General features: G+C 64.5%; 27 protein-coding genes. 14 read left to right on the top strand and 13 right to left on the bottom strand.

What is annotated here, in order from left to right; genetic code table 11:
* Nucleotides 1–94: 94 nt before the first annotated feature.
* On the top strand, nucleotides 95–274 hold the full coding sequence (locus LB538_RS22805; RefSeq protein WP_224529441.1) for a hypothetical protein: 180 nt from the start codon (nucleotides 95–97) through the stop codon (nucleotides 272–274).
* 132 nt (nucleotides 275–406) lie between these two features.
* Nucleotides 407–904 carry a GNAT family N-acetyltransferase gene (locus LB538_RS22800; protein WP_224529444.1) on the top strand — a complete coding sequence of 166 codons (498 nt, stop codon included), beginning with the start codon at nucleotides 407–409 and terminating at the stop codon, nucleotides 902–904.
* Between the two features lie 64 nt (nucleotides 905–968).
* On the opposite strand, the gene LB538_RS22795 is transcribed toward LB538_RS22800, so the two are convergent.
* Nucleotides 969–1,721, bottom strand: coding sequence for an ATP-binding cassette domain-containing protein (locus LB538_RS22795; RefSeq protein WP_224529446.1), 753 nt, complete (start codon nucleotides 1,719–1,721; stop codon nucleotides 969–971).
* Nucleotides 1,714–2,865, bottom strand: a complete 1,152-nt coding sequence (locus LB538_RS22790) for a hypothetical protein (protein WP_224529469.1) — start codon at nucleotides 2,863–2,865, stop codon at nucleotides 1,714–1,716. The genes LB538_RS22795 and LB538_RS22790 overlap by 8 nt, the downstream gene beginning before the upstream one ends.
* Before the next feature lie 131 nt (nucleotides 2,866–2,996).
* Here LB538_RS22790 and LB538_RS22785 point away from each other — a divergent pair, with 131 nt between their 5' ends.
* On the top strand, nucleotides 2,997–3,998 hold the full coding sequence (locus LB538_RS22785; RefSeq protein WP_224529483.1) for an aldo/keto reductase: 1,002 nt from the start codon (nucleotides 2,997–2,999) through the stop codon (nucleotides 3,996–3,998).
* Nucleotides 3,999–4,037: 39 nt separating this feature from the next.
* Here LB538_RS22785 and LB538_RS22780 read toward each other — a convergent pair whose 3' ends face one another.
* From LB538_RS22780 to LB538_RS22765, 4 genes are all read right to left on the bottom strand, one after another.
* Nucleotides 4,038–4,265, bottom strand: coding sequence for a hypothetical protein (locus tag LB538_RS22780; RefSeq protein WP_140631530.1), 228 nt, complete (start codon nucleotides 4,263–4,265; stop codon nucleotides 4,038–4,040).
* A gap of 114 nt (nucleotides 4,266–4,379) precedes the next feature.
* Nucleotides 4,380–5,009 (bottom strand): glutathione S-transferase family protein, encoded by a 630-nt coding sequence (locus LB538_RS22775; RefSeq protein WP_224529486.1) that lies wholly within the window; start codon nucleotides 5,007–5,009, stop codon nucleotides 4,380–4,382.
* Between the two features lie 205 nt (nucleotides 5,010–5,214).
* Nucleotides 5,215–6,312, bottom strand: coding sequence for a flavin-containing monooxygenase (locus LB538_RS22770; protein ID WP_224529490.1), 1,098 nt, complete (start codon nucleotides 6,310–6,312; stop codon nucleotides 5,215–5,217).
* Nucleotides 6,313–6,398: 86 nt separating this feature from the next.
* Nucleotides 6,399–6,632, bottom strand: coding sequence for a hypothetical protein (locus tag LB538_RS22765; protein WP_095768487.1), 234 nt, complete (start codon nucleotides 6,630–6,632; stop codon nucleotides 6,399–6,401).
* A gap of 112 nt (nucleotides 6,633–6,744) precedes the next feature.
* On the opposite strand from LB538_RS22765, the gene LB538_RS22760 reads away from it, so the two are divergent.
* The 5 genes from LB538_RS22760 (at nucleotide 6,745) to LB538_RS22740 (ending at nucleotide 12,163) form a co-directional block, all read left to right on the top strand.
* Nucleotides 6,745–7,344, top strand: a complete 600-nt coding sequence (locus tag LB538_RS22760) for a DUF922 domain-containing Zn-dependent protease (protein WP_224529492.1) — start codon at nucleotides 6,745–6,747, stop codon at nucleotides 7,342–7,344.
* A gap of 448 nt (nucleotides 7,345–7,792) precedes the next feature.
* Nucleotides 7,793–8,869 carry an ABC transporter ATP-binding protein gene (locus LB538_RS22755; RefSeq protein WP_224529494.1) on the top strand — a complete coding sequence of 359 codons (1,077 nt, stop codon included), beginning with the start codon at nucleotides 7,793–7,795 and terminating at the stop codon, nucleotides 8,867–8,869.
* 36 nt (nucleotides 8,870–8,905) lie between these two features.
* Entirely contained in the window at nucleotides 8,906–10,231 is a 1,326-nt protein-coding gene (locus tag LB538_RS22750) for an ABC transporter substrate-binding protein (protein WP_095768332.1), read from the top strand.
* 185 nt (nucleotides 10,232–10,416) lie between these two features.
* A complete protein-coding gene (locus LB538_RS22745) occupies nucleotides 10,417–11,268 on the top strand; it encodes a carbohydrate ABC transporter permease (protein ID WP_411909051.1) in 852 nt (283 codons plus the stop codon).
* A 1-nt stretch (nucleotide 11,269) separates the two neighbouring features.
* Nucleotides 11,270–12,163 carry a carbohydrate ABC transporter permease gene (locus LB538_RS22740; RefSeq protein WP_224529496.1) on the top strand — a complete coding sequence of 298 codons (894 nt, stop codon included), beginning with the start codon at nucleotides 11,270–11,272 and terminating at the stop codon, nucleotides 12,161–12,163.
* Nucleotides 12,164–12,208: 45 nt separating this feature from the next.
* On the opposite strand, the gene LB538_RS22735 is transcribed toward LB538_RS22740, so the two are convergent.
* On the bottom strand, nucleotides 12,209–13,651 hold the full coding sequence (locus tag LB538_RS22735; RefSeq protein ID WP_224529499.1) for a LuxR C-terminal-related transcriptional regulator: 1,443 nt from the start codon (nucleotides 13,649–13,651) through the stop codon (nucleotides 12,209–12,211).
* Between the two features lie 166 nt (nucleotides 13,652–13,817).
* Between LB538_RS22735 and LB538_RS22730 the strand changes: the two genes are divergently transcribed.
* Nucleotides 13,818–14,069 carry a DUF1127 domain-containing protein gene (locus tag LB538_RS22730; RefSeq protein WP_224529501.1) on the top strand — a complete coding sequence of 84 codons (252 nt, stop codon included), beginning with the start codon at nucleotides 13,818–13,820 and terminating at the stop codon, nucleotides 14,067–14,069.
* Nucleotides 14,070–14,072: 3 nt separating this feature from the next.
* Here the strand turns inward: LB538_RS22730 and LB538_RS22725 are convergent, their stop codons facing one another.
* The gene (locus tag LB538_RS22725; protein ID WP_224529504.1) at nucleotides 14,073–14,492 is read right to left on the bottom strand and encodes a VOC family protein; all 420 of its coding nucleotides are present in this window, start codon (nucleotides 14,490–14,492) and stop codon (nucleotides 14,073–14,075) included.
* A gap of 257 nt (nucleotides 14,493–14,749) precedes the next feature.
* On the opposite strand from LB538_RS22725, the gene LB538_RS22720 reads away from it, so the two are divergent.
* On the top strand, nucleotides 14,750–15,958 hold the full coding sequence (locus tag LB538_RS22720) for an MFS transporter (protein ID WP_224529508.1): 1,209 nt from the start codon (nucleotides 14,750–14,752) through the stop codon (nucleotides 15,956–15,958).
* A 47-nt stretch (nucleotides 15,959–16,005) separates the two neighbouring features.
* Here the strand turns inward: LB538_RS22720 and LB538_RS22715 are convergent, their stop codons facing one another.
* Complete coding sequence (locus LB538_RS22715) at nucleotides 16,006–18,237, bottom strand: cation:proton antiporter (RefSeq protein WP_224529767.1); 2,232 nt, start codon at nucleotides 18,235–18,237, stop codon at nucleotides 16,006–16,008.
* Nucleotides 18,238–18,668: 431 nt separating this feature from the next.
* Between LB538_RS22715 and LB538_RS22710 the strand changes: the two genes are divergently transcribed.
* Together LB538_RS22710 and LB538_RS22705 are read left to right on the top strand one after the other, a co-directional pair.
* Entirely contained in the window at nucleotides 18,669–18,887 is a 219-nt protein-coding gene (locus tag LB538_RS22710; RefSeq protein WP_140840561.1) for a hypothetical protein, read from the top strand.
* A gap of 103 nt (nucleotides 18,888–18,990) precedes the next feature.
* On the top strand, nucleotides 18,991–19,773 hold the full coding sequence (locus LB538_RS22705; protein WP_095768325.1) for a DUF2270 domain-containing protein: 783 nt from the start codon (nucleotides 18,991–18,993) through the stop codon (nucleotides 19,771–19,773).
* Between the two features lie 193 nt (nucleotides 19,774–19,966).
* On the opposite strand, the gene LB538_RS22700 is transcribed toward LB538_RS22705, so the two are convergent.
* Together LB538_RS22700 and LB538_RS22695 are read right to left on the bottom strand one after the other, a co-directional pair.
* Nucleotides 19,967–20,569, bottom strand: a complete 603-nt coding sequence (locus LB538_RS22700; RefSeq protein ID WP_224529511.1) for a sulfotransferase family protein — start codon at nucleotides 20,567–20,569, stop codon at nucleotides 19,967–19,969.
* Nucleotides 20,570–20,591: 22 nt separating this feature from the next.
* A complete protein-coding gene (locus LB538_RS22695) occupies nucleotides 20,592–21,491 on the bottom strand; it encodes a VOC family protein (RefSeq protein WP_224529514.1) in 900 nt (299 codons plus the stop codon).
* Nucleotides 21,492–21,636: 145 nt separating this feature from the next.
* On the opposite strand from LB538_RS22695, the gene LB538_RS22690 reads away from it, so the two are divergent.
* On the top strand, nucleotides 21,637–21,936 hold the full coding sequence (locus LB538_RS22690) for a hypothetical protein (protein ID WP_095768322.1): 300 nt from the start codon (nucleotides 21,637–21,639) through the stop codon (nucleotides 21,934–21,936).
* A gap of 459 nt (nucleotides 21,937–22,395) precedes the next feature.
* Complete coding sequence (locus tag LB538_RS22685; protein ID WP_224529517.1) at nucleotides 22,396–24,081, top strand: alpha/beta fold hydrolase; 1,686 nt, start codon at nucleotides 22,396–22,398, stop codon at nucleotides 24,079–24,081.
* Nucleotides 24,082–24,168: 87 nt separating this feature from the next.
* Here LB538_RS22685 and LB538_RS22680 read toward each other — a convergent pair whose 3' ends face one another.
* Complete coding sequence (locus tag LB538_RS22680) at nucleotides 24,169–24,999, bottom strand: aldo/keto reductase (RefSeq protein ID WP_224529519.1); 831 nt, start codon at nucleotides 24,997–24,999, stop codon at nucleotides 24,169–24,171.
* A 140-nt stretch (nucleotides 25,000–25,139) separates the two neighbouring features.
* The gene (locus LB538_RS22675; protein ID WP_224529772.1) at nucleotides 25,140–25,736 is read right to left on the bottom strand and encodes a TetR/AcrR family transcriptional regulator; all 597 of its coding nucleotides are present in this window, start codon (nucleotides 25,734–25,736) and stop codon (nucleotides 25,140–25,142) included.
* Between the last annotated feature and the right edge of the window lie 205 nt (nucleotides 25,737–25,941).

Genomic DNA, 25,941 nt, shown 5'->3' with positions numbered 1-25,941 from the left:
CCGTCGCTCCAATGGCCCGCTGCCACCTTTATCGGTTCGGCGGCGGGCTATCGAATGGCGACTCTCACAAAGCGGATTATCCTACGAGGACCCGGTGAAGGTCGCGACCGACAAAGCCAGCATGCGCTCCAGCATCTACGCCAGGCGCATCACCATCGAGACGGGGCTCGAATGGCGGCTGGGCCGCCTGCGCAACAACACCGCGCGCCAGCTTGTGATTCTGTGCCGCAAGATAAGCCGTCGCGAAGAATTGCTGGCGCCGAGCGCGGCGTAAAGCGGAGATCCCAAGCGCGGATAGCCTGGCGGGACAGCCCCCTCCGCCCTGCCGGGCATCTCCCCCGCAAGGGGGAGATTGGCTGTACCCATCGCTTCGCCCTATCTTCAGACTCCAACAAGGATGGCGACCATGACCCGCATCCGGGCGATGACGAGAAACGACCTGGCCGATGTGTCGCGGCTGCTCGGCCAATCGTGGCGGCGGACCTATGCGCCGATCATGGGCGACGAGACCGTGGCCAGGCTCTCCGATGAAAGGCACGCGCCGGAAAGGCTCGCGGCTGAGCTCGATGACGAGGACAAGATGTCCTTCGTCGCCGAGCGCGCCGATGGCTCGATCGCCGGCTATGCGATGGCGGCAATGGACGGAAAAGGCGATGTGATGCTGCAGCGGCTCCACATCGAGCCGCAGGCCTTCGGCAGCGGTCTTGCGGGCGACCTTCTGCATGCGGTGCTTGCCGCGCATGCCGGCATCCCCAGCATCGCGCTGGAGGTGATAGAAGGCAACGACCGCGCGATCGCCTTCTACCGCAAGCACGGCTTCGAAGTGGTCGAACGCCGGGAAGCGGCCCACGGCGTCGGCGGTCACGCCTCGCTGATCATGCGCCGCATGCTGCCGATGGCTTAGAGCTTTGTTTTTGCCGCAATTCCAGGCGGAAAACCGCTCACACTTTTCCTGGAATTGCTCTAGATCAGGCGGCGGCCCGCATGCGCAACGCCTGCATGACGCTTTCCTCAAACGCCCCAGGCGCCCTGGCCGCTTCGGCCAGTTGGGCGGCATCCCAGCTTCGGCTCAGGCTGCCGTCGGCCATCAGCACCGCGCGATTGCAGAGCGCCGGCACGGCCTCCACCACATGGGTCGAGACGATGGCGGCATGCCGCCCGCTCGCGCAGAGCGCGATGATCACGCGTTTCACCTCCCAGGCGGCGACCGGATCGAGGCCGTTCAGCGTCTCGTCGAAGATCAGAAGTGGCGGCCCGCCGAGAAGCGCTGCGCCGATGGCGATCTTGGCTCGCGTGCCGAGCGAATATTCGGCGATCGGGCGGTCGATCCAGCGTCCAAGGTCTAGTCGCTCCAGGAGAGCGCCGCCCGGCAGGTCGCCGCTTGGCAGGTCGTTTGGCGCGCAGCCACGGATCGAGGCGACGAGCTCGATATATTGACGTCCCGAAAGCGGCGCCGGCAGTTCGTGCGGCTCGATGGCAAGGCCGAAGCCGGCTTTGGCGCGTTCCGGCGCGGCGGCGAGGTCGATGCCGTCGATCACCACGCTGCCTCCGATCAACGGGATCTGGCCGGTGATCGCCCTGATGAGCGTCGACTTGCCCGAGCCATTGGCACCGAGCAGGCCGACTATATCGCCCCGATGGAGCGAAAGACCGATGCCGCGAACGACAATGCGCCCGCGATAGCCGGCGCTGAGCTCTTTAACGGTGAGGACTTCAGCCATTGCGATATCTCTGTCGGGTTCGGTGCCACAAGAAAAACACCAGCGCCGCCAGGCCGATCAGAACGGTACGGCCATATTCGAGCGTCTCGTAGCCGGCATAGGCGAGCGCGCCGGCGAAGCTCAGCATTGCGACGAAGGGCGTGTTGAGGAAAAAGGCGCCGAACACCGCATAGGCGCCGTTCAGCACCAGTAGCCAAAGGCCGCTCGCGACCGGCACCGACCAGGCCGACGGTTCGGCCGCGAGCGCCGCGCCGGCCGGCAGCAGGAAGAAGGCGAGCGACAATTGCAGCGGCAGTCGCACAAGCCGCAGCCATACCCGTGTAAAACCGATGGGCGCTGTGCGCAGCACCGGCGAGCCGAGCGGCTGGCAGCGCAGGCTGAGCATGAAAACAAGAATGCCGCCCGCCAGGCCCGCGACGGCCGCAGGCCCAGCCGTATGGCCGGCCAGGCTGGCCCAGGCGCCGAGGATGGTGGCGAGCCCGAGCAGCAGGCTGGCGGCCGCCAGCTTCCAAGACGGCCGTATATTGCGGGCCGGCAGTTTCCAGGCCCAGCTGGAAAGCCAGCTTGGACGCGCCCGGTCGAGGCGACGCAGCCAGGGCCTTCCGACCGGCGCCGCCTCGCTCGCCGCCACATCGACGAGAAGGTGTGGCCTCCGTAGGCGCCAAAGGCCTGCCGTGCCGAAGCTCAAGGCAAACAGGGTGGCCGCGCCCAAGCCCCAGGCCGGCGCCAACGGCTTTCCGATGACGGCGCAGGCGAAGCCGACCGCCGTGGCGATCATCAGCGTGAGTGGAAGGCCGAGCGCGAAGGCTCCCACCGCCGCCATGCGACGGCGCTCCGCCGAAGCGAGCGGCAGTGCCTTGAGGAAGGGGGCAAAGGCGCGAGAAAGGCAAAGGCGCGACATTGCATTGCCCGCCAGCCATCCCAGCGCGGCGAAAGCGACTGGCAGTCCAAGCATCCACAGAAGCTGGTCGTGCCGCAGCTTCGGACCCGCGGCATGCAGGGCGACGACGATATCCGCGATCGCATAGGCCAGAAGTCCACCGCCGCCGAGCGCAATCCAGGCGAGATCGCGGCGCCGCGTTGCGCGTAGGCCGGCGACCAACTCGCGCCAGAGCAATATTAGGACAAGCCTGTCGTGCCGCATTGGCCGTCACCACAGTGGAATCGCCACCGGCAAGGATGGCGACGATTGCGCCGCCAATAGGGCCAGCGCTGGACGCATTCATGCCCCGCCCTATAATTTAGCCGGATCGAAAATTCGGCGGAGCAAGACGCATGAGCCTCGGCAAACAGAAACTCGGCAGCCAGGGACTCGAAGTCTCTGCCATCGGCCTCGGCTGCATGGGGATGAGCCAGGCCTATGGCCCGGCCGACGAGGCGGAGTCGATCGCGACGATCCACCGGGCGATCGAGCTCGGCTGCACCTTTCTCGACACGGCCGAGGTCTACGGCCCCTTCGCCAATGAGGAGCTGCTTGGACGCGCGCTGCAAGGCCGGCGCGATCAGGTGACGATCGCGACGAAGTTCGGCTTCCGCATCGCCGACGGCAAGCAGGCCGGGCTCGACAGCCGGCCCGAGCATATACGCGAGGTGGTCGACGCTTCGCTCTCGCGACTTGCCACCGACCGCATCGACCTCCTCTACCAGCACCGCGTCGACCCCGCCGTACCGATGGAGGATGTCGCGGGCGCGGTCGGCGAACTGGTGGCTGAGGGCAAGGTGCGCTTCTTCGGCCTGTCGGAGGCGGGCATTGCCAACATCCGCCGCGCGCATGCCGCGCATCCGGTCTCGGCGCTGCAGAGCGAGTATTCGCTGTGGGAACGCAACCTCGAGCCCGAGATCATCCCAGCGCTGAAGGAGCTCGGCATCGGCCTGGTGCCGTTCGCTCCGCTCGGCCGCGGCTTTCTCGCCGGCGACGTCAGGCGCGCGGAGGAGTATCCCGAAGGCGATTTCCGCCGCGGCGATCCGCGCTACCAGGGCGAGAATTTCGACCTGAATGTCGCGGCGGCCGCCACGGTGCGCGACATCGCCGCGGCGAAGGGCGTCAAGCCCAGCCAGATCGCGATCGCCTGGCTGCTCGCCAAGGGCCCGGATTTCGGCATCGACATCGTGCCAATCCCCGGCACCAAGCGCCGGATCTATCTGGAGGAGAACGTCGCGGCGGCCGACATCACGCTCGACGCCACCGAGATGCTGGGGCTCGACATGGCACTGACGCCCGACAAGGTGTCAGGGCCGCGCTACAACGAGCGGACGATGTCTCTGGTGGACCGGTAGAAGCTGGCTAATCTCCCTAGGGAGGATTGGGCAACGGCCCTATTTTTTCTTGCAGTCCGACATCGCCTCCATCGCCTTCCTCGCCTCACCCTCGCTGGCGTATTTCTTCTTGCCGAGATCGACGACAAGCGTGCCGTCGGGCTTCTTCGGCACGATCTCGCACTGCTTCGACACGGCGTCTCTGGCGACCCAGTATTGCTCGGCTGCCATGACCGGTAGGCTCATGATGCCGGTGGCGAGGATTGCGGCGAGGATGGTGCGAACCATTGCGGACCTCCATGGCTCTGGTTGGAACGCAACGCGAAACCGGCGGGCGCCGATTGGCGACGCACGACACGCTGCCTTTGGAAAACGCCCTGTCCGCCGCTGTGTTCCGGCGGCTCAGGCGCGCGAATGAGGATCGATGCTGTAGGGATGCACAGGATAATCCGGGCCGATCGTCTCGCTGACGCGTCCCATCCAAGCATCGACAGCGGGATAGTCGGCGAGCGAGAAACCGCAGTCCTCGGCTCGGTGGCTGTAGGCGTAGACGGCGATGTCGGCGATGGTGAGCGCGTTGCCGACCAGGAATTGCGTGTCGGCCAGGCTGCGCTCCAGCGCGCCAAGCGCGCGCACGCCCGCCTCGCGCTTGCCGGCAACCATCGCCTGGTTACGCTCCAGCCGACCGGTCAGCGTCCAGTAGCGCAACGAGCCGATGACCGGCTCGATATGGTACTGCTCGAAGAACAGCCATTGCATCACCTTGGCGCGGGCAAAGCGGTCCGACGGAAGGTAGGGTGTGCCCTCGGCGAGATAGGCGAGGATCGCGTTCGACTCGGCGATCGCCTCGCCATTGTCCAGCCCGAGCACCGGAACTGCGCCTGCCGGGTTGAGCTTCAGGAACGTCTCGGTGCGGCACTCGCCCTCGAAGATCGAGATGATGCGGGTGTCGTAGGCGATGCCGAGCAGCCCGAGCAGGACGCGAACCTTCCAGGCATTTTGCGACGGGAGATAATCGTAGAGCGTGAGCATGGAGTGCATTCCTCGTTGGTGGATTGGCTTGCCATGCGGCGAATGACGGCGCCACCCGATTCAGGCGGGCGCAGATCAGCACAGAAAGGTCTGAGCGAGGCCCCCCTCTCTGCCCTGCCGGGCATCTCCCCCTCATAGGGGGGAGATTAGATGTCACGCGGGGTTTCGCCAATCGTCAACGTTGCAGGAAGGTGGCCGTCGCCTCTCACCGCCTCGCAATATCCTTTGCCACCGCCTGCGCCTCGATGCCGATTTCGCGCAACAGGCCGGTGACCGGATTGTAGAAGCCGACGAGATAGACGCCGAGCTCCGTCGCGCGGGCGTTCACGCCGCTCTTGTCCGGCCTGAGCTCCGCCGGCAGGAAGCTGTCATAGGCCGGGCGGTAGCCGGTGGCGAAAATAGCCGCGTCGAATTTCTTCTCCAACCCGTCGGCGAATTTCACACCGTCCGGGGTGAAGCTTGCGATATCCGGTGCGATGCCGATCCGGCCGGCCTTGATCGCCGCCACCGTGCCGACGTCGATCACCGGAATGCGGCCGGCTTCGATCCCCCGCATGATGCCCTGCCGCGGCCGCACGATGCCGTAGCTCTCCAGCCGGCCCAGCGCCAGATCGAGGATCTTTGGGAACACCCAGTCGTTCAGCGCCTGCGGTATTGCCCGGCTGGCGATCCCCACCATCTGGATCGGCACGCCGAACAGCTGGCGCGGCACGATGTGGACGCCCTTGCGCACCGAGATTGTGGGCCTGGCACCGCTTTCAGCCAGGTCGAGCGCGATCTCCGCGCCCGTATTGCCCATGCCGACGACCAGCACGTCCTTGCCGACATAAGGCGCGGCCTCGGTATAGGCGGCGCTGTGCAGCACCTTGCCCTTGAAGGCTTCGATGCCCGGGAAGCTTGGTGTGATCGGCTCGGCATTGTTGCCGGTGGCCACCACCACTTTGCGGGCATTGAACAGCCCGGCGTCGGTCTGGACCAGCAGACGCTCGCCTTCGCGGCGGACCGATTTGACGGTGACGCCGAAGCGCGGCCTGAGCCCGAAACGCCCGGCATAGGCATCGAGATAGGCGACCACTTTCTCGCGTGGCACGTAGCGCGGGTGGCTTTTCGGGAACCGCACGAAGGGCAGCGACGAAAAGGACTTCACCGTGTGCAGGTGCAGCCGCCGGTAATGCCGCCGCCAGGCGGGCGCCACCTCATTGGCCCTTTCAAGGATGATGAAGTCCTGCCCCGCCTGTTTGAGGCAGGCAGCAACGGCGAGCCCGGCAGGACCGGCGCCGATGATGACGACATTGGTGTCCAAATGGCTTTCCTCCCGCCAAGGCGGCAAAAGCTATGACAGGAGGGGTTCGAGCGGCAAGTAGGGAGAAGCACCTATGGGCAGCCGCCCTACTCCATCGCGCCCGGCGTCTCGGGCTCATCCTCGGGCGGTTCGAGGATCTCGATCAGTTTCGCCACACGGGCGCCGGGCATGGCGCGACCTTCATTGACCAGCGCCTCGTCGGCGCCGATCCAGGCGAAGGCCTCGCGCAATTCCTCGAGGCTGGCGCCGGTGAGCGCGATATCGGCGATGACGGCCTCGTCGACCGGTCCAAGCACGGAAATGATCTCGTTGCGGGTCATCTTGTCCTTCCCCATGGGTCGATTGCCCAGGAAAACGATCGACCGGTGAAGCCGGTTCCGAAAATCCGCGGGCCGGCTTCTACCAAACGAGGCCCAATGCTATGGCTCGCCCATGAAGCCCGCCCTCCTCCTCGCCGCCCTGCTTTCGTCCACGCCGGCGCTCGCCGATTGGAAACCCATCGAGAAAATCGAGACTTATGCCGTCTCGGGCGACAGCGCGGAGCAGCTCTATCTCTCGATCGGCAAGAAAGGCCCGGTGATCGGCAAGGATTCGGCCGGCAACGAACGGCGCGTCATCGCGCATACTTTCTTCAAGCTGACCTGGCAGCGCGACTACCAGCCGCAAGGCGACGCCTGTGTGCTGAGGACGGCGCAGCCGAAGCTGATCATCACCTACACGCTGCCCAAGCCGGCGGGGAAACTTGGCTCAGCCTTGCAAACGCGCTGGGACACCTTCGCCGCCGGGCTGATCGCGCATGAGAAGGTGCATGGCGCCGGCATCGTCGACATGGTGGACAAGATCGTCGCCTTCAGCACCGGCCTCACCGCCCAGAACGATCCCGGCTGCAAGAAGGTCCGGGCCGAGCTGACGGCCTATCTGGACCAGCTCTCCAAGGCGCAGCGCCAGGGCAGCCGCGATTTCGACAAGATCGAGTTCGGGCACGACGGCAACATGCTGAAGCTGATCGCGGCGTTTCTGGGCGGAGGCTGAGAACGAAGGCAAGAGCGGCAGCGACAGCCCCGCTCCCTGCGCCATGGCGGAAGTAATGCGCGCGTCCTGGATGGATAACGACCAATCCCGTTGGCGATGTAAAATCAGCAGGATTCGGCTTTTCTCGGACACGCTGAAATACATTAACGATGCCTAATATCCATCGGTGGCGGTTTGAAGATCAATCGGCCGCCCTCCGGCGACTGGCTGGATCCACTTCGCTTCAGCGCAGCCTTCGCTCAAACTGTCTTCAACGATGGCAGTAAGCAAGGCGCGCCGCCGCTTTACAGGTGGATGTGGTAGCGCTACCGTTTCACAGTCGCGTGACCGGGGGAGGAGGGCAAACGTCGCCGACGCCAGTGGTGGGTGCTTGCCGGCACCCGTTTCAGCCACACCTTGATTGGAACGGCTCCCCGCGAGATTCGCAGGGACCATCGGGAGGAGTTCGATGGCGTCTGTCGCGATTGGCGATGTCTACAAATCGTTCGGGGCCACCCAGATCCTGCATGGCGTCAGCGTCGACATAGACGACGGCGAGTTCGTCACGCTGGTGGGCCCCTCAGGCTGCGGAAAATCGACCCTTCTCAGGATGGTTGCAGGCCTGGAAAAAATCTCACGCGGCCATATCTCGATCGGCAGCCGTATCGTCAACGACGTTGCGCCGAAGGAGCGCGACGTCGCCATGGTCTTCCAGAACTACGCGCTCTATCCGCATATGACGGTTGCCGAGAACATGGCGTTCTCGCTCATGCTCAAGGGCGTCCCGAAGGCTGAAAGCGATGCCGGGGTGAAACGGGCGGCCGAAATCCTCGGGCTGGTGCCGCTTCTGTCGCGCTATCCCCGCCAGCTTTCGGGCGGCCAGCGCCAGCGCGTCGCCATGGGCCGGGCAATCGTGCGCAATCCGCAGGTGTTCCTGTTCGACGAGCCGCTCAGCAATCTCGACGCCAAGCTGAGGGTGCAGATGCGGGCCGAAATCAAGGAACTGCACCAGCGGCTGAAGACCACGACGGTCTATGTCACCCACGACCAGATCGAGGCTATGACCATGGCGGACAAGATCGTGGTCATGCATGACGGCCTCGTCGAGCAGATCGGACCGCCGCTCGAGCTCTACGACCGGCCAAACAACCTGTTCGTGGCAAGCTTTATCGGCTCGCCCGCCATGAACCTGCTCAAGGGCGCATTCGCCAATGATGGCCCACCGTCATTCAGAGGTGCGGGAGGCATTTCCGTGCCTTTGCCGAAGCCTCTCTCGATTGGCAACGGCGAAGCCATGGTGCTCGGAGTACGACCCGAGCATCTGCGGCTGGCCGACGACGGCATTCCAGTCAAGGTGGCGGTGATCGAGCCGACCGGGTCGGAAGTGCAGATCATCGGCCGCACGGTCGGCGGGGAGGACATCGTCGCCAATTTCCGCGAGCGCCATTCCTTCGCGCCGGGAGAAACCATTCGGCTGTCGGTCGACCCTGGTCCGATCCACCTGTTCCACGGCGAGACCGGCAAGCGAATCGAGACGGCGCGATAAAACCAGGCAACGGCAGAGCAACAGGAGGAAACGAGTATGAAGTTCACCAGACGCGATGTAATCCGCACGACCGCAGCCGCGGCGGCCGGAGCCTTGGGCAGCCGCTTCGTCGGCTCGAGCGCATTCGCCCAGGAAGGCGTGACCTACAAGCCCGAGGAAGGCGCCAAGCTCAGGCTGCTGCGCTGGTCGCCCTTCGTGCAGGGCGACGAGGATCAGTGGCTGAAGAATACCAAGCGGTTCACCGAGGCGACGGGCGTGGAGGTGCGCGTCGACAAGGAAAGCTGGGAAGACATCCGTCCCAAGGCGGCGGTCGCCGCCAATGTCGGCTCCGGCCCCGACCTGATGTTCGTCTGGTTCGACGACCCGCACCAGTATCCCGACAAGCTGCTCGATGTGACGGAACTGGGTGATCATCTCGGCAAGAAGTATGGCGGCTGGTACGACGGCCCGAAACAATATGCCACGCGCGAGGGCAAGTTCATCGGCTTGCCGCTGGCCACCATCGGCAACGCCATCGTCTACCGCGAAAGCTGGGTCAAGGAGGCAGGCTTCTCCGAATTCCCCAAGGACACGGCCAGTTTCCTGGAACTTTGCAAGGCATTGAAGGCGAAAGGCCATCCCGCCGGCTTCACCCATGGCCACGGCGTCGGCGACGGCAACAATTACGCGCATTGGCTGCTGTGGAGCCACGGCGGCCAGATGGTCGACGAAGCCGGCAAGGTGACGATCAACAGTCCGGAGACGCTCAAGGCGATCCAGTATGCGCAGGAGCTCTACAAGACCTTCATCCCCGGCACCGAAAGCTGGCTCGACGTCAACAACAACCGCGCATTCCTGGCCGGGGAAGTGAGCGTGATCGCCAACGGCATCTCAGCCTACAACACAGCAAAGATCAACAAGGACAAGGACCCGAAGCTGGCCGAGATCGCCAAGGACATCCGCACGACCAACATGCCGATCGGTCCGGTCGGGAAATCGGTCGAGCTTTTCCAGGTGACCACGGCCGTCATCTTCAATTACACGCCCTACCCCAATGCCGCCAAAGCCTATCTGCAGTTCATGTTTGAGGACCCGCAAATGTCCGACTGGATCACTTCGTCGGCGGGCTATTGCTGCCAAACGCTGAAAGCCTTCGACAACAACCCGGTTTGGAAGGCCGATCCTAACAATGCAGCCTACGCGAAAGCCTCGGCGACGCTGCGCCCCAACGGCTATGCCGGGCCGCTCGGCTATGCATCCGCCGCGACAATGGCTGACTACGTGCTGGTGGACATGTTCGCCAAGGCGGTGACGGGCCAGGCGACGCCGCAGGAAGCGATGGAGGAGGCCGAAAAACGCGCCAATCGCTACTACCGCGTCTGATCCTGGCGCAGTTTGAAGCAGGATGACCGCGCTTTGCGGCTTACTCGAGCCAAGCGCGGTCAGCCACAGTTCCACCCGCATAAGAAGGAGCCCGCGCCATGGCCGTTCCGTCCGTTGCCGTTCAGACGCGCCCGTCGATCCGTTCGAGGCTCGCCGAGAGCAGGAACGCTCTCGGCTTCGGCTTCATGCTGCCGGCGGCGGCGCTGCTCCTGGTCTTTCTCACCTACCCGCTCGGGCTCGGTGTCTGGCTCGGCTTCACGGACACGCGCATCGGCCGGCCGGGCATCTTCATCGGCGTCGAGAACTACGAATATCTGTGGAGCGACAGCGTCTTCTGGCTCTCGGTATTCAACACGCTGCTCTACACGGTCAGCGCTTCGATCCTAAAATTCGTGCTCGGCCTCTGGCTGGCTCTCATCCTCAACGAGAAGCTGCCCTTTAAGTCGTTCTTCCGCGCCGTCGTGCTGCTGCCCTGGGTCGTACCGACGGTGCTGTCGGCCATTGCCTTCTGGTGGATCTACGACTCGCAGTTTTCGATCCTGTCCTGGGCGTTGCAGCAGATGGGCCTGATCGACCACCGCATCAATTTTCTCGGTGACCCGACCAATGCGCGCGCCTCGGTCATCGCGGCCAATGTGTGGCGCGGCATTCCCTTTGTCGCCATCACGCTGCTTGCCGGGCTGCAGACGATTCCGCAATCGCTCTACGAGGCCGCTACGCTCGACGGCGCCAGCCGCTGGCAGCTGTTCCGCTACGTGACCCTGCCGTTGCTGACGCCGATCATAGCCATCACGATGACGTTTTCGGTTCTGTTCACCTTCACCGATTTCCAGCTGATCTACGTGCTGACCCGCGGCGGGCCGGTGAACGCCACGCATCTGATGGCGACATTGTCCTTCCAGCGCGGTATTGCGGGCGGCCAACTGGGCGAAGGCGCGGCAATCGCGGTTGCCATGATTCCTTTCCTGCTGGCCGCGATCCTGTTCAGCTATTTCGGGCTGCAACGGCGCAGATGGCAGCAAGGCGGCGGAGACTGACATGGCCGCGATCAAGGAAGTCGAGCGCCTGGAGACCGACGAAGGCGGCATGGGATACCTGCAAAGCCTTCCGCGGCGTGTGGTGACGGTCTATCTGCCGCTGCTGGTGTTCCTGATCGTGCTCCTGTTTCCGTTTTACTGGATGACGATCACGGCGATTAAGCCCAATCTCGAGATGACCGACTATGTGAACTACAATCCGCTCTGGGTCGTGCATCCGACGCTGGAGCACATCCGTTATTTACTCTTCGAGACCTCCTATCCAGGTTGGTTGCTCAACACGATCATCATCTCGACCGCCGCAACTTTCCTGTCGCTGGCGGCTGCCGTGCTTGCCGCCTACGCCATCGAGCGGCTGAGGTTTTCGGGGGCGCGGCAGGTTGGCCTCGCCGTCTTCCTCGCCTATCTCGTGCCGCCCTCTATCTTGTTCATTCCGCTGTCGGTGATGGTGTTCAATCTCGGTCTTTACGACACGCCGTTCGCGCTGATCCTCACCTATCCGACCTTCCTCATCCCGTTCTGCACCTGGCTTCTGATGGGCTACTTCCGCTCGATCCCCTTCGAGTTGGAGGAATGCGCGCTCATCGATGGCGCGAGCCGCTGGCAGATCCTCACCAAGATCGTGCTGCCGCTGTCGGTTCCCGGCCTGATCTCGGCCGGCATCTTCGCTTTCACCTTGTCCTGGAATGAGTTCATCTATGCGCTGACCTTCATCCAGTCTTCGGAGAAGAAGACGGTGCCGGTCGGCGTGCTCACCGAACTCGTTCGCTCCGACGTCTATGAATGGGGCGCGCTCATGGCCGGCGCGCTGATCGGGTCGCTGCCGGTGGTGGTGCTCTATTCCTTTTTCGTCGAGCACTATGTTTCATCGATGACTGGCGCGGTGAAGGAATAGAAGTGCATCAGCGCCTGGCACGTGGCGTCGGGCTTGTGACCGGGGCTAGCAGAGCGGCACCAACTTCGCCGCTTCGCGGATGGCTCGCGCGGCGCCCGGATTGCTGACCGGATAGCCAGAGATGAAGCCCTCGACCGAGAAGCTGGGGAATTCGGTGCGCAGACGGTCCGCGATGGCTGCGGCCTCGCGAGCTTCGCCTAGTGTTGCGTGGGCAAGCATCAGGAAGATCAGCACGTGCGGCGAATCCGGCGTGCTCCGTCGCAGCGCGGCTATGGCTTCCCGGTGCCTGCCGGCCGTGAACAGGACGCGCCCCTGCATGCCGAAATACCAGGGCGGGGCAAGCGGATTGAGTCGCATGGCGCGCTCGATGAGCGGGATGGCTTCCGCCGGATCGCCGGCGACCAGCGCCTTGCTGCCGGCAAGCAGCGCCAGCGTGTCGGCATGGTTGGAACCGCATTCGAAGGCGCGCCGGTGCGCCCTTTCAGCTGCCTCCAAATCGCCCAGGCAACCCATGAGGTCGCCGAAGCAGTTGTGCGCAGTGCTATCGCTCGGATCGAGCCGCAGCGCATTCTCGGCCGCCCAGCGCCATTTGGCGATCGAGGCGCTCAGATTGTCTCCGAAGCCGTTGCATGCCTCGATCGAATAGGCGTAGGCAAGTTCGGTCCAGGCCTTGACCAGGGTCGGGTCAAGTTCGAGCGCGCGTGAAAACAGCCTGATGGCTTCCCTGTTGCCGCTGCGGCTGAAGGTGTTGTGCTGCTCGACGCCCAGCAGATAGCAGTCATAGGCGCGCAGGCTGGCCGGCGGCTTGCGAAGGATTGCATTGCGGCCGACCGTGGCGATCGCTCCGAAACAGCCGGCAAGCACGTTGATCACGCTTTCGGTCAAGCTGTCCTGCAGCGCGAAGATGTCCTCGACGGGCCGGTCGAAGCGTTCGCTCCACAGGCTGACGCCGGTTCGCGCATCGGCCAGCTCCATCGTGAGCCGCACTCGCTGGGTGTCGGCGCGCAACTGACCGGACAGAAGATAGGCCGCGCCCAGGGCCTTGCCGTCGGCAGTGAAATCGGCCGGCTTGCTGCCCAGCGCCTTCATGGTGTGGAAGGCAATGACCGGCAGATCCGCGTAGCGCGCAAGGTCGATGGTGATGTCGGATGATAGCCCGCGAGCAAAGCGGCGCCATTGCTCGTCGGCGCTCAGGCATTCGATGGGAAATATCGCAAGGACCGGCGAAGTGTCGGGCACGGTCGGCATGGCTGTGACGGCGTTGATATGCATGGCGAGCGCGACCTTGCTGCGGACGCCGAGCTTTTCGTAGATCGCGGCGAGGTGGGTGCGCACGGTGGATGGCGCGATGAACAGCGCCTCGCCGATCTCGCGATAGGTCAGGCCAGCCGCGAACCTTTCCGCCACCGCACGCTCGCGCTCGGACAAGGCCGGCACAGGCTGGCGCGCTGAAAGCGCGGCCGGTATGGACGCAGCGTCGTGATTCATCTCGATTCCCTGCCCACGGACGGCGACATTATCAACGCCCCGCCCCCCGCAAAATACTACAAATGCAGGACCCAAAACACTGCATGCAGCCGATGGATCGACTGAGCGTGGCGGTTCAGGCTCCCGGCGTGCCCTCGATGAGGGCCGTTCTTCCGAGGAGCCGACGATGAAACCCATATTGAACACGATTTCCGATTTTTATGGCGCCGTGCAGCTCGACCTCCGCGACCAGCCGGCCGGAGAAAGCTTGACGCGTCATCCCGGGGTGTTGGGCCTTTTAGCCGTGTGGCACGAACGAGCCTGCTTCCGCGAGGAGCTGGCGCTCAAGGCGCGCTATACGCCATATCTGATCGGCGATATCGGTCTGACCATGGACGAGGTGCGGGAGGAGCTCGCTAAACCGTTCTGGCGCCGATAGGCCTCAGAAACTCACCACCACCGCATCCGCGTTCCGCTTCGCCGGCCCATGGAACACCGCCTCGATGTTGTTGCCGTCGGGGTCGAGCAGGAAGCAGGCGTAATAGCCCGGGTGGTAGCGGCGCTCGCCCGGCGCGCCATTGTCCTTGCCGCCGGCGGCGAGCCCGGCCTGGTAGAAGGCGTCGACCATGGCGCGGTCCTTCGCCTGGAAGGCGAGATGGTGACGGCCGGTGAGCACGCCTTGGGCGGAACGGCTGTCGGGGGTCGAGACGAACAGCTCGTCGGCCCAGAAATGGTCCTCAGCGCCGCCGCCGATCGGGATGCCCAGCACTTCGAACAGGCTGCTGTAGAAGCGCCGGCTGGCCTCGATGTCGCGCACCACCAGGTGAAGGTGATCGATGAGCCGGCCGCGATAGAGTTCCATGGGATGCTCCTGGTTGAGAGGGTAAATCTAGATGGGGCTGGTGTGCGGTCAATGACGGGTACTGCCGGCTGCTGACACTTCAGCCACTCGGGACAGCGCCTGGGACAACGAAATCGGCCCTCAAAAAAATCCGGATAAAAAATGCAACCAGATTGTAGGATCGGCTCCCGCTCCGGCGTCCTTCGGACGCACGCGGCCCGGTGGACTGGAAAAACCGTGCCGCATCAAACAGGATGCCTTACGGCATGGAGAAAACCATGAACCATTCCTATCGTTGGGTCATCGTCGCGGCCGGCGCGCTGATGACCTGCGTGGCGCTCGGCGCCATGTTTTCGCTGGCGATCTTTCTGGAGCCGATGTCGCTCGACACGAACTGGTCGCGCACCGGCATTTCCAGCGCCATGACCTTGAATTTCCTGGTGATGGGCCTCGGCGGCTTCGCCTGGGGCGCGATCTATGACCGGGTCGGCGCCAGGCCCGTGGTGCTTGCGGGCGCGGTGCTGCTTGGACTGTCGCTGGTGGTGGCGAGCCGGGCGACCTCGCTGCTGGTCTTCCAGCTCAGCTACGGTGTCATCGTCGGGCTGGCGGCCAGCGCCTTCTTCGCGCCGATGATCGCGCTCACCACCGCCTGGTTCGACACCAACCGAAGCCTTGCCGTCTCACTGGTCTCGGCCGGCATGGGCGTGGCGCCGATGACGATCTCGCCCTTCGCCCGCTGGCTGATCACGGCCTATGACTGGCGCACCGCCATGTTCGACATCGGCGTCATGGCCTGGGTGCTCTTGTTGCCCGCCGTCTTGCTGGTGCGCCAGCCACCGGCGGCGGTCGCAGCCAGCGACGGCACGCCGGCGCCCGTCACCGACGATCCCGGCATGAGCGTCGGCCAGGCGCTGCGCTCGCCGCAATTCATCGTGCTGGGCCTCACCTTCTTCGCCTGCTGCGCGGCGCATTCGGGCCCGATCTTCCACATGGTGAGCTATGCCACGTCCTGCGGTGTGGCGCCGATGGCGGCCGTGACGATCTATAGCGTCGAGGGGCTGGCCGGCCTTGGCGGGCGCGTGCTCTACGGCGTGCTCGGCGACCGGCTGGGCGTCAAGCCTGTGCTGGTCGCCGGGCTTGCTATCCAAGGCCTGGTGATCGCAGCTTATCTCACCGTCGGCCAGCTCGAGCAGTTTTACCTTCTGGCCGTCATCTTCGGCGCCACCTATGGCGGCGTGATGCCGCTTTACGCGGTGCTGGCGCGCGAATATTTCGGCCTGCGCATCATCGGCACCGTCCTCGGCGCGGCCACGATGCTCTCCAGCCTCGGCATGTCGCTCGGGCCGCTCGCCGGCGGCATGATCTACGACGCCACTGCCAGCTATCGCTGGCTGTTCATCGGCTCGGCGCTGATCGGGCTGGGCGCCGCCGGCATCGCGATTGCCTTCCCGCCGCAGCCGAGCCGGCAGAAACTGCAGATGGCTTGAGAACTGCTGATGGTCTCCCCCCTTGTGGGGGAGATTAGCCAGTCCTCTCACCCGGTCCCCGTGCCCGTGCGTACCGCCTCGCGGTCGCTCTCGTCGCGCTTCACCCGCTCGTCGGAGATCAGCACCACTGGGCATGGGCTGCGCCGCAGGACGGCCGTCGTCGTCTCGCCGAAGATCAGTTCCTCGCCCTGGCGCCGTGCCACGCCCATGACGATCAACGCCACGTTGCGGCCGGCCTGGCGGGCGATGGCGTCAGCGGCGGCGGCTCTGCTGCGGATCGCCGTCTCGATCTCGACGCCGTAGCGGTCGGCAAGCGCGACGATGTCCTTCAGCACGGCTTCCCTGCGGCGGTGCGAGACGGTGTCGCGCAGCTCGTCGCGGCCGGCCCGTGCGACATAGAGCGTCTTGACGGGCGCGCCGGTGACGGCGGCGACGGCCAAAGCCAGTTCGGCGCCGCGGCGGGCAACGGCCGTGCCGTTGACCGGCACCAGTATCTTGCCCGATCGCGGGCCGAGCCGAGGCATCTGGCGGCCGGCGGTGGCCGGCTTCAACACCAGGCAGAGCGGCCCGTCGAAGGCGCCGGCGACCTCGTTCAGCCGATGCGAGAAGGCCCCCTTGGAAGTGACGGCGCGGCCGAGCCCGACGAGCAGCATGCCGTAGCCCTTGCGCGCCTCCTTGATGACCGCTTCGGCCGAGAGCTCCTCATGCTGGCGGCGGGTGACCGGGGCCTCGCGCACCGGCGTCTCGTCGCCTTGCTTCGCCGCCTCACGGCTGTCTTCGGCGCCTTTCTCGATTTCCTCCAGATGCAACCCTTCGGTCGGTTCGGCATCGGTCTCGCCGCTCGAATGCAGCACCGTCGTCGGCTTGCCGGCGCCGATGACGCCGGCGAGATAGGCGGCGAAGCGTCCGACGATACCCTCGTCGACCACAACCAGCAGCCGCTCCAGATTGGCGACGAATCCGCGCTGGTCGATCTCCTCGCGCTCCAGTCTTTTCTGCTCGCCCTCGCCCATCGGCAGGCGGCGCAGCGCCCAGCGCAATGTCGGCGGCATGGCCAAGGTGGTGATGACCGCCATGGTGACGATCATGGTGAAGAGGTTGTGCGACAGCACGCCCATCGACAGGCCGATCGAGGCGACAATGACCTCCGTGGAACCGCGCGCGTTCATGCCGCAGCCCACCGCGACGCCCTCGGCGCGGCTCATGCCGGCGACCTCGGCGCCGATAAAGGCGCCGAGAAACTTGCCGATGCTGGCGATGATGACCAGCGCTACCGTCAGCAGCGCAAGCTGAGGATCGAGAAGCACAGTGAGGTCTGCGGATAGTCCGGCGACGCCGAAAAACACCGGCATAAAAAGGGCGGTGATGATGCCACGCAGCTGCCCTTCGATGTGGCGCGACAGGATTGGCGACTCGCCGACCAAGATGCCTGCGACGAAGGCGCCGAGCACGGTGTGCACGCCGATCAGATCGGTGATTAAGGCCATGGCGCCCATGATGGCGAGGATGACGGTGACGACCGCATATTCGGAGCGGAAAGTGTCGTTGGTCCAGCGGATGGCGTCGAAGACGATGCGGCGCCCGAGCGTGAAGGAAAACGCCATGAAGAGGGCGACGCCGGCAACCGTGAAGGCCAGGTTGCCGATCTGGATCCGCCCCTGGGTGGCGATGCCGATGGTGATGGCGATGATCACCCAGCCGATCGTGTCCTCGATGATGGCCGACGAGACGATGATCTGGCCGAGGTCGCGGCGCATGAAGTTCATATCGCGCACCACCATGGCGACGATCTTGACCGAGGAGATGGAGAGCGCGGTGCCGAGGAACAGCCCGGCGACGATGCGTTCGCTGCCTGCGGCAAGCAGCGTGGCCGGCATGAACTGGGCGGCGACGAAGCCGAGCGCGAAGGGCACCGCCACGCCGGCGGCCGAAATGGAAAAACAGGCGCGGCCGACGCGGCGCACGAGCCGCAGATCCGTTTCCATGCCGGTGAGCAGGAGCAGCATCAACACGCCCAGCTGGGCGATGGCGTTAATCATCGACTTTTGCGAGGCGTCACCGGCAAAGACCAGCCGCTCGGCCGCCGGCCAGACCCAGCCAAGCAGCGAAGGCCCAAGCAGGATGCCGCCGATCAGCTGTCCCATCACCGCCGGCTGGCCCAGTATTTCCAGAACCTCGCCGATGCCGCGACCGACGACAAGGAGCAGGATGAGTTCGGCGACGAAAATGCCTTCCGAGGACATGCCGGTCTTCTCGGCGGCGAAGGCGACGACGGGCATCAGCAGAAGTGCAGCGGCGGCTAACACGACCGACCGGCGCCGATTGAGTATTTTGGACAAGCTGTCTCCCCTCGATTTCGCGTCATAACGGTTTGGCCGGTGGTTCGGTTGCACGGCGTCGGAGCTGCCAATCTTCCCGTCGTGGGAAAGATGTCCGGCGGGACAGAGGGAGGCGCGAAGGAACGCGGCTTCACAGCCAGAAGCGTTAACATCTGCAGGTCCGACATCGGACATGCAGCAAGAGAGACAGGCAGAAGTTGGTGCTCTACGGCGCCCCCCTGTGCCCTGCAGGGCATCTCCCCCACAAGGGGGGAGATCAGCAGTTCCGGCGCCGTTTCCTACAATTCTAATCAAATGCCGCCGCGGATTTTTGCTTCCCGGTAAAGCGACTCGGCGATGTTCGCGCCGTGGCGGGCAATAAGGAGAAGCTAATGAAAAGCGACTTTGCCGCCGCCCACCTGCACCTCGACAGGGCCTGCCATTACCTGCGCGGCGACGATGAAACGAGCCGCGCGGCGCTTGCGGCGCTCGACCTTGTGATCGAGGCAGTGGCGGCAGCCCAGCATGCCAGGCCGATGGCCGATGTGCTGCCCTTTCCGCGACGCGCGAACGGTGGTGTCTCCCGCTTGCAACCTGACTTATCCGCCTGAAAAGACGGGAACATTCCGGCCGGCCGCACGTTGAAGCGACAGGGGTGTGGCCGGTCGATGTCAAGGCGAGGACCGGCCATGGCGGCGGGAGGCGCCCGGCAGAATGGCCCAGACGAATGCCGCAAAATCCACAGATGCAGCTGTGGCAAGGCCGACAGAGGCGGCTGCGCCGGCAAGATCCACCGAGAAGGCCGCGCCGCCGCGCGCTTCCGACACGCTGGCGCTGAAGCTCAGCTCTCCTGAATTCACCACGACGCTGTCGCATTTCCATCGCGCCGAGATCGCGCGCATGGCCGGCTGGCGCGACCGACTCGACCGCACCAGCAACTGGGCGATCACGGTGGTGGCGGCGATGCTGTCGGTATCGCTGTCGACGCCCAGCGCGCATCATGGCGTGCTTTTGTTCGCCATGCTCCTGATCACGCTGCTGTTGTGGATCGAGGCGAGGCGCTACCGCTTCTTCGACGTCTACCGCGCCCGTGTGCGGCAATTCGAGCGCTACTACTTCGCGCAGATCTTTTCGCCGCAGCCGGACTATGCTTCCAACTGGCTCGCGATCCTCGGCGAAGGCCTGCGCTCGCCGCGTTTCCTGATCACGCAGCGCGCGGCGCTGATCCGCCGGCTGCGCCGCAACTACATCTTCATGTACACGATCCTGCTGCTTGCCTGGATCCTGAAGATCACCACGCCGAGCCTGTCGCGCGAAGGCTCTCCCATCGGCTTCGGCGCCTCGCTCGTCGACACGTTCCGGGTGGCGACGCTCGGCCCGATTCCCGGCGTCGTCGTCGTGTGCGGCGTGGCCGGCTGCTACCTCGCGCTGCTCGCCGCGGCGTTCCTGGTCCGCGCCGATGACGGCGAGCTGTCCTTCGGCGACGTGCATGTGTGAGGGAAGGGAGTAGGGAGTAGGGAGTAAGTTTGCGATGGGAGTTCGCGGCGTCTACGTGGCCTGAGACTCTTGACCTACTCCCCTACTCCCTACTCCCTACTCCCTACTCCCTACTCCCTACTCCCTACTCCCTACTCCCTACTCCCTACTCCCTACTCCCTTATTCCCTTACTCCCCTATTCCCCTGTTCCCTTCACTGCAGCGACAGCGCCGTCCGAAACTCCCGGGTCGAGTTGCGGCTGGGATAAGGCTCTTCCGGCACGGGAACGCCTAGATGGGCGCAAAGCGGGGGCCAGCCGTCGCCGAGCTTGTGGACCAGCAGACGTTCGGCCGGCACGGTATTCAGCACCGCCTCGACATTGTCCCGATAGATCGCGATCGCGTGGGCGCGATCCTGCGGGCGGCCGTCAAAAGCCTGTTTCGAAATGAGCGAGATGCCGAGCGACTCCTGGTCCGTGCTGCCGACGATCGCCGGCAGGATGGTTTTTTCGAAACTCTCCCACCAGCTTTCAGGCGAGCGCCAGGTCAGGATGACGCGCGCCTGCGGATAGATTTCGATCAGCTCGCGCCAGTAATGCGCCGAGGGCCAGTCGACGCAGGATTTATAACCAGCAAAGAGCTTGTCCCAGTCGGGCGCGGCGCCCTTGGCCAGCGCCCGCCAGAGCAGCTTCTGCTCCTCATGCGCCATCACCTCCGACATATGATGGCAAGGGCCGAAACCCAGCATGGTCAGCGCCTCGCGCATCGAATCCGTCCCGGTCCGGCCGAAGCCGGTTCCAATCACCTTGAGCGACATTTCCCCTCCTCCTTCGTTGCGATCAATCTCCCTGGACCACGAGCCGCAGGCGGTTGCCTTCCGGATCGGCGGTCGAGATAATGCGACCGTCCCTTTTCACCGGTATGTCGGCCGCTTCGAGCCTGCGCTCCACGGCGGCGAGCTCCTGCGCGGAGCCAAGCTCGATGGTGAAATGGTCGAGGCCGGCTGCACCCGGCGGCGGCTCGCGCAGCTCGTCGCGCGCCCAGATGTTGAAGGCCACCATATGGGCGCGGCGCGCCGTGCCGCAGTCGAACATGCCGAAAGTCCGGGACTGGATATGCGGCCGGAAGCCGAGCACCCCGAGATAGAATTTCATCAGCATCTCGGGCGCGCGGGCGCGCAAATGGATGTGGCCGATAAAGGCTTCCTGCGCCATCTTCGGCTCGATATGGCCGGAATTGCCGAGGTCGCGCAGCAAGCCCGATACGTCCAGCGGCTCGAGCCCCGAATGCCCGCTGCCGTCGGTGGCAATCAGCGTCACGCGGCCATTGGGCGACACGTTGCGGCGCAGCAAGCGCTGCGGCGTGTCGAAGCAGATCTCGATGCCGTTACCGGAGGGGTCGGAGACATAGAGCGATTCCGAAACCAGGTGATCCTGGGCGCTGAACCGTAGGCCAGATGCCTTGAGGCGGGCGGCCGTATGCGCGAGATCGCGGCGGCTGGTGATATGGATGGCGACGTGGAAGAGATCGCGCGCCTTCTGCGGCAGCGGTGCCTCCGCGCCGGCATGGAGCACGATCAGCGTCCGGCCGCCGGCGCCAAGCTTCGCCATGGTGGCGTCCTCGCCAAGCAGCGCCAACCCAAGCGCGTCGCGCCAAACATTCAAGGCCGCCGGCACGTCGGTCACCTTGAGATGGACCGGCCCGAGACGGGTCACCGGAGACAGCAATCCATCATCCATCGTCGTCTGTCCGATTGCGGCCAATGACATATTAGCTGTGAATGAATTGCCTGTCGCGCTCCAAGTTCGGGTTGACCCCTTCCCGGCGGGCGGCGACTATTGCGACGGCCGGTTTTCTGGAATTGGTTCAGCAGGAGGAGATCGCATGGACGAGACCGAACAGTGGCGCAATATGGCGAGCGCGCCGCGGGACGGCAGCCGCATCCTGGTGACGGTGCGTTCCTCCGAGCAGGGGCCGGCCGAGGTCGACATGGCCTACTGGTCGCGCGCCGACCAGTTCGGCGAGGAAGGCTGGCGGGCGTCGGACTCCTCGCCCGGCCGCATCGTCGAATATGCAGAACCGGAACTCAGATGCTGGATGCCGCTGCCGACCGCAGGACGCGGGACAATGCCCAGCCCGTGGGAGGGAGATGACGTGCCGCTGGTGGACGGGGAGGGAATTTAAGGTCAAGCCCGCCGTGGCTCGGAAGGCCGGCTTTCAAAGCCGAAAGGAGGCGGGTCCTCGCCCGGCATGCCGGCGAGAGAGCGCTGCACGGGCCGACGCTGCCACGGCAAAAAGCCTGCTCGCGAGCATTGGTAGACTTATCCTGGGAGCGCCGGGCAACCGTTGCGCTAACTGCTGCTCCAAGTACCGCGCCTGGGCGATGTCGTGACGAAAGATTGCGGGTAGGCCTTGGAGCCGGTAGAAACCGTCATCTTGCCGGAAGGGCCAATCGGTCGGGCTGAATGGCAGCATTGAGGTTCTCCCACGTTTCAGGTTCGGCCAACTCTCTGGCGCGACCGTGATAAAGCTGGAGATGGCAGCGTGATCGAAACGTGAAAAAGACCGCTTGGGACAGATAGCGGTTGAATTACCAGGGGCGAAGCGAAAGAATTGCCATAATCGTGGCCGGGGCCGAACTCAATGAAAGGGCCTCATCTTTATCTTCTGGGCGGATTTGATCTCGCCGGTACTGGCGCGGCTGCTCCAACCTTGAGCCGCAAGGCACGGGCGATGATGGCCTATCTCGCGCTGCAAGCCGGACAGGCACAATCGCGCGAGAAGCTGGCCGCCCTGCTCTGGAGCCTGAATGGCGAAACCCAGGCCCGGATGAGCCTCAGGCAAGCCGTTTCGGCCATCCGAAAGGCTATGCATAAGTGCGGCAGCGGACGGTTTCTGACAGACGGCGTCAGTGTCGGCCTGTATCTCGACGAGATCGACTTCGATGTCGCCCGGTTCGAGACGCTTGCGACAGGATCGTCGCCCGAACACCTCGAGGAGGCACTCGTCGTCTACCGCGGCGACCTGCTCGACGGTCTTGGCGTGAAAGAGGAGCCGTTCGAAGATTGGCTTCGAATTGAACGCGAGCGCCTGAGAACGATCGCGGTTGCAGCGCTGGACAGGCTGGTGGCGCATTACAGCGCGTCGAACGACCTTTCATCCTGTGCGCGGACGGCTGCGCGACTGCTCGCAATGGAGCCTCTGCGCGAAGATATCCACCGGGCATTGATGAGGGCCTATGCCGCGCAGGGCCGCATCAACCTTGCTCTTAAACAGTATGAGCTCTGCCGTGAGGCGCTGGAGAGAGATCTTGGGCTGCAGCCAGAATTGGAAACGCGCCAACTGTACGAGGCTCTGCGGACACGCCGGATGAGTTCATCGCCTCACTCGACACGTCCGGTTGCGGCCGCCGAGCCGGCGGCCGGTTCGGGGGCAAATGCCGATGGGAGCCTTTCCGGCGGCGAGCCGATGCCGCCGACCACCCACTACGTCAAATCGGCAGGAATCAACATCGCCTATCAGGTGACCGGCGAAGGGCCGATTGACCTCATATACGTGCCCGGCTGGGTCTCCAATCTCGACCTTGCCTGGGGCTCGCCGCGCTTCGCGCATGTGCTCAAGCGGCTCGGCACCTTTTCACGCCTGATCCGATTCGACAAACGCGGCACCGGTCTATCCGACCGCAATGTCGGCCTGCCGACGCTGGAAGAGCGCATGGAGGATGTGCGTGCGGTGCTGGACGCAGTCGGCTCCACCCGAGCGGTGCTGTTCGGCAGCTCGGAGGGCGGTCCGATGTGCATGCTTTTCGCCGCCACCTATCCCGAGCGTACGTCCGCGCTGGTGCTTAACGGAACCTACGCCAAGGGCACTTGGTCAAAAGAGTATCCCTGGGCCAGAACTGTGGCGCAGGTGGACGACGACGTAGCGGCCGTCGAGAGACAATGGGGCAAGCCAGCCGACATGAGCAACGCAGCGCCGAGCCTGACCGAAAACATGGTCGAACGCGAATGGTTCGCCGCCTATCTCAGGAATTCGGCCTCGCCCGCCGATGCAATCGCGCTCTGGCGCTGGGGTACCGAAGTCGACGTTCGCGACATCCTGCCGGCGATCCGCGTGCCGACGCTGATCGTGCAGAGGACGGGCGACCGCTGGGTACGCCCAGAGGAAGGGCGTTACTTGGCAACCCACATCCAAGGCGCCAAATACGTCGAGCTGGCCGGGAGAGACCACGTGATCTGGGGTGAAGATTGCGACAGTCTGGTTGACGAGATACGAAGCTTCGTCACCGGATCGACATCCCGAAAGACCATCTCTGCGCTCACCGGATGAGCGGCGGCATGTCGTCGGCAGAACTGCTATTTCCCCATCCGTGGGAAGGTTGGCGGTTCCGACTCCGCGCCAAAAGGAGCGCAGCCCTCAGAACAAGAACGCCGCCGTGGCCGGATCGGGTCCCGTCCGGCCGCCGGCCGATTCCAGACCGTGAACGGTCTGCATGTCGTCCGCGTCCAGCTCGAAGCCGAAGATGTCGAAATTGCCGGCGATGCGCTCCCGGTGGATCGACTTCGGAATGACGACCAGCCCCTCCTGCAGGTGCCAGCGGATGATGACCTGCGCCACCGACTTGCCGTGCTTCTTCGCGATCTTCTCCAGCGTCGGATCGGCCAGCAGCCGGCCGCTGCCCAGCGGGCTCCAGCTCTCGATACGGATGTTGTGCCTGGCGTGAAAATCGCGCTTGTCACGCTGCTGGAAGCGCGGATGCAATTCGATCTGGTTGACGACCGGCGTCACGCCGGTCTCGCCGATGATGCGCTCCAGATGGTCCTGGTTGAAGTTCGAGACGCCGACAGACTTGATACGGCCCGCCTTCCGCAGTTCGACCAGCGTCTTCCAGGCCTCGACATATTTGTTCTGGCTGGGCACCGGCCAGTGGATGAGGAACAGGTCGATCTGGTCAATGCCGAGCTTCTGCATCGTGTCGTCGAAGGCGCGCAGCGCCGCGTCACGCTGATGCGCGCCGTTGCGCAGCTTGGAGGTAATGAACAGCTCGGCGCGCGGGATGCCGGCAGCACGGATCGCCTCGCCGACGCCTTCCTCGTTGCGATAACCCTCGGCGGTGTCGATCAGCCGGTAGCCGCCCTCGATGCCCCAGCGCACAACCTTGGCCGTGATCTCCGGATCGACCTGCCAGACGCCCAGCCCGATCTGCGGGATGGTGGCGCCGTCGTTCAATTTGAGCTGTTCGGGCATGAGAGGTTCCTTTTGGAAGGGAGGGTGGTGCCGACTATGTAGGCCACGGGTTGGGGAATGCCAGTCAGGGAGAGAGAAGATGGCGCGGCGCCGAAGCTGCTGATCTCGCCCTCGTGGGGGAGATTAGCAGTTCCCGCGCCTCAGCCCCTCGCCCCGAACCGCAGCCCATCCATCAACAGCTTCACCAGCCGCCCCGACCGCTCGCGCCAGTCTGGCGTGTTCGGCGCCGAGTAGATGCCTCCCAGCGCATGCATCACATCGGAGGCGTCGACGTCGGCGCGGATTTTTCCCGCGGCGGCGGCGGCCTCGATCAGACTTCGCATGGCGCCCGAGACGCGGCCGGACGTGTCGGAGAACAGCGTCGAGTTGGTGGTGAGCAACAGGCGCAGGCTGGTGGCGAGGCCGCGCTTGGTGGCGATATAGTCGACGAAGCGCTGCATCCAGAGCTCCAATGCGACATCGGCAGTGTGCTCCCGGGCGAGTTCCTCGGCGGCGTGGCAAAGTCCTTCCACCTCGCGGCGATAGACGACCTCGACCAGATGCTCGCGGGTTGGGAAATGGCGATAAAGCGTGCCGATGCCGACCCCTGCCCGCTTGGCAATCTCCTCCAGCGAGGCGTCGACGCCATCGGTGGCGAAAGCCTGCGCCGCCACTTCGACCAGCCTGTCGCGGTTGCGTTGCGCATCGGCGCGCAGCGGCTTTGGCGCATGCGTGTTGCGCTTCGCTTCAGCGGTCATTTCCTGGTCAGGCACTTTTTTCTCCACCGAACGCAATATGGGGGTTGAACCATGACCGGCCAGACCCCACGTAAATAAACGGAGGCGCCTCCGTTTTAGTGGAGTGCTTTTATCATATAACCAGGGGAAGCGGCATGTCACGTAGAGAAGGACGGGAAGCGCACCCTGGTTGGTGGAGCGCGGCGATGAGGCTGCTGATCTCCTC

Source organism: Mesorhizobium sp. Ca11 (assembly GCF_020165275.1).
GTDB lineage: Bacteria > Pseudomonadota > Alphaproteobacteria > Rhizobiales > Rhizobiaceae > Mesorhizobium.
The sequence above is the reverse complement of the archived record's forward strand: the minus strand, read 5'-3'. Positions and strand labels throughout refer to the sequence as shown.